The organism is Paraburkholderia sp., assembly GCF_036488505.1.
In the GTDB taxonomy this organism is placed as follows: domain Bacteria; phylum Pseudomonadota; class Gammaproteobacteria; order Burkholderiales; family Burkholderiaceae; genus Paraburkholderia.
Genome location: NZ_DASXHN010000508.1, coordinates 1 through 3089 on the forward strand (window position 1 = coordinate 1; position 3089 = coordinate 3089).

A 3089-nucleotide genomic window follows, 5' to 3' on the forward strand; every position below is an offset into this window, starting at 1 on the left:
AGACGACGCCGCGAGCGAGCAGTCCGCAGCCGGCCGCGTCGCCTTCATGCCCGAATTGCAGCGGGCCGCGTCGCGGGCTTTGGCCGCGAAACACCGGCGCCTGGAAGGCACGGGCGAGATCGTGCGCATCGGTCATGTGAACGTGCCTTGCGGCTTCGACAATCCGCTCGTGCCGCGCATCAACCCGGCCTACCTGTTCTCCGAGCGCTTTAACGACATTGTCGAGGACATCGTCGAGAACCGCCGCGTGATGCTGATCGGTCACACCGGCGCCGGCAAGACCAGCCTGATTGAACAGGTTGCGGCGCGCTCGCATCACGGCGTGTTGCGCTCGAACATGAACGGGCAGACCACCGTCGGCGATTTTGTCGGCTTCTGGACGGTCAAGGGCGGTGAGACGCTGTGGGTCGACGGCGTGCTGCCCACGGCCATGCGCGAAGGGCTCTGGCTGATCGTCGACGAAATCGATTTTGCCGAACCGTCGATTCTCGCCGCCCTCACCGCCGTGCTCGAACCGCACGGGCGTCTCGTGCTGAAAGAAAAAGGCAACGAGATCGTCGCACCGCATCCCGCGTTCCGGCTGTTCGCGACGGCCAATGCGGTCGGCGCGATGAGCCAGTTCCGTCATCTGTATCAGGGCGCGAATCTGATGAACGAGGCGTTTCTCGATCGCTGGCGCGTGTACCTGCTCGACTATCTGACGCCCGCCGAAGAAGCCGACGTGCTGATGCGCACCCTCGCCCCGCATATGACACGCGCGCTCGCCACCACCCTCGCCGCCATTGCCGCCGACTGCCGCGCGGCGTTCGCTCGCGAAGACCTGTCGAGCGCATTCTCCACGCGGCGCCTGCTCGACTGGGCCGAGTTGATGCTGCGCACCGGCGACCCTGAACGCGCCGCCGGTCCCGCGATCTATGCGAAGGTCAGTCCCGAGGACGCGGCCCTGATTCGCGGCATCGTTCGCCATCACATTGCGCCGGCCGCCTGACGCTAAGTGACCACAGCACACTGACCACGACACGCAAATGAACGCCATGCACGCAATGCGCGACACGCGAAGCTTCGCGTTTGAATCGACGCTGAGCAAAGTGGCGCGCGTGCTGACCGGGCAATACGGCGTGACGGTCGCCTTCAGCCCGGATGGGCCGCGTGTGGAACCCGGCCGCATCGTGATTCCCGACTACGAGCTGAGCGGCGGCGTCGAGCGCGACGTGCTGATCGGCTATCTGGATCTGCTGGTGGCACGCGCCAAACATTCGTCGCTCGCGCAGATGGACGCGCTGTCGCCGGGCGTGGCGGCGAATCTCGCGCAGGTGATCGAGGATCGCCGCGTCTGCGTACAACTACTCGACGAGTATCCGGGCGCGCGCTGGTTCATCGGCAAACTGCGTGTGCATGCCGCTGAGCAGGCGCGGCTGCGCTGGCCGAAGCTGCATTGGCGCGACCGGCTGGTCTGGCTGGTGGAGCGCGCGCTGTGGGACGAACAGCCGACCCGGACCGAAGCGAGCCATTCCCTGCTGGCCGCGCTGCACGCCGCGCAGGATCTGCTGGACGAGTCGCGCAGAAGCCGTTCGACCGCGCAAAGCATCGCGGCCGCGCAGGCGTTGGTGGCGCGCGTGCGGGCTTTATCGGCGGGCGATGTCAACAGCATGGTGTTCACCGCGGATCCGGTTGAAGACATCGACACGGAAACCGCGGCGTCCTCCTCGGCGCCACTCAACGACGACGACACCACCCTGCCCGACCAGGACAACGCAGCCTCACCGCCGTCCGATAAAAGCGGTGGCGCACAAGCGGAAAACGCGGTGGGCATGGGGCAATCGCTAGCCGATGCGCAGCAAGCGTCGGCACGTTCTGAAGGGCAAGCGGGTACCGCGTCAGACACCACTCGCGCGCGACTCTCGATTCCTCTCGCCACCGAATTCGACGAGATCACCGACGTTACCGGTCAAGGCGATAGCGCGACATGGCGCGAGCTTCGCGCGCAGGCCCGCGCGGACACCGCGCCGCTCAAGGAGAAACTGGAGCGTGCGCTGAGCGCCGACGAACGCACCCGTTGGCGCCGCGAACAGGAACGCGGCGAGATCGACCGCACCGCGCTCGCCAAACTGGCGACCTCGCCCGGTTACCGCACGCCGTTTCGCACGCAGCGGGCAGCCAAAGGGCGCGACGTCGCCGTGAGCTTGCTGATCGATCGCAGCGGTTCAATGGCCGGGCGCAAGATCGAGCTGGCGCGTCTGTGCGCGACCGCGCTGTGCGATGCGCTGACGCAGTTGTCGTTCGACTGTGAAGTACTCGGTTATTGCTCGCTCGAGTCCGCGCCGATGAGGCAACTGTATGAGCGGCAACTCGCGGCCGGCGCTGATCTGCAGCGCTATAACCGCTTTGTCGAGCGACTCGATCTGAAAGTCTATAAACGCTTTGGCGCGATCGATCCAAGCGGGATCGCCACGATCGATTGCGGTCACGAGAATCCGGACGGCGAGGCGCTCGCCTGGGCGGCAACGCGGCTCGCGGATCATCAGGCCGAGCGGCGCATCCTGATCGTGTTCTCCGACGGCTATCCGTCGACCGGCGACGGCGATCCGCAGGTATTGCGCCACGATCTGCGCGAACGCGTCGCGGCGATCCAGAAACGCGGCATCGAACTGCTGGGGATCGGCGTGCTGACCGACGCGGTCGAGGACTTCTATCCTCACAACGTGGTGGTGAGCCGCCTGGCCGAATTGCCGTCGACGGTCTTCTCGGTGTTGAGTTCGATGCTGCTGACGCGCTAGCGCGCCTACGCCAGCTGCGGCCTGAACGGATACTGATCGATCTCCCCGCCCCGCGCGACCACGGCCGTGCTCTCCGGAATCTCTTCCCACCAGCCAGGCAAATCCGACAGCGGCTCCGACAACACGAGGAAGGCGTCTTCACCCGCTGTCGCGATGCGCGGGTCGTCCGGATACAGATCGTGCAGATGCCGGAACGAGGTGCTGTGGAAGAGCGAGCGCGACTGCCCTTCGCTCGAATAGCGAACCGCGACGATCTGTTCGCCGTCGGTGGCACATACGGTCATGTTCAGCGGCTCATCGACACCGTGTTTG

General features: G+C 65.7%; 2 protein-coding genes and 1 pseudogene. 2 read left to right on the plus strand and 1 reads right to left on the minus strand.

The window, feature by feature from the left end; all coding sequences use genetic code 11:
• On the plus strand, positions 1-988 hold a 988-nt coding region (locus tag VGH68_RS28945; RefSeq protein ID WP_331607168.1), incomplete at its 5' end, for an AAA family ATPase.
• 37 nt (positions 989-1025) lie between these two features.
• Complete coding sequence (locus VGH68_RS28950) at positions 1026-2777, plus strand: cobaltochelatase CobT-related protein (protein WP_331607169.1); 1752 nt, start codon at positions 1026-1028, stop codon at positions 2775-2777.
• A 5-nt stretch (positions 2778-2782) separates the two neighbouring features.
• Here the strand turns inward: VGH68_RS28950 and VGH68_RS28955 are convergent.
• Positions 2783-3089 (minus strand): annotated as a pseudogene (locus tag VGH68_RS28955) (class II glutamine amidotransferase); the annotation flags it as partial.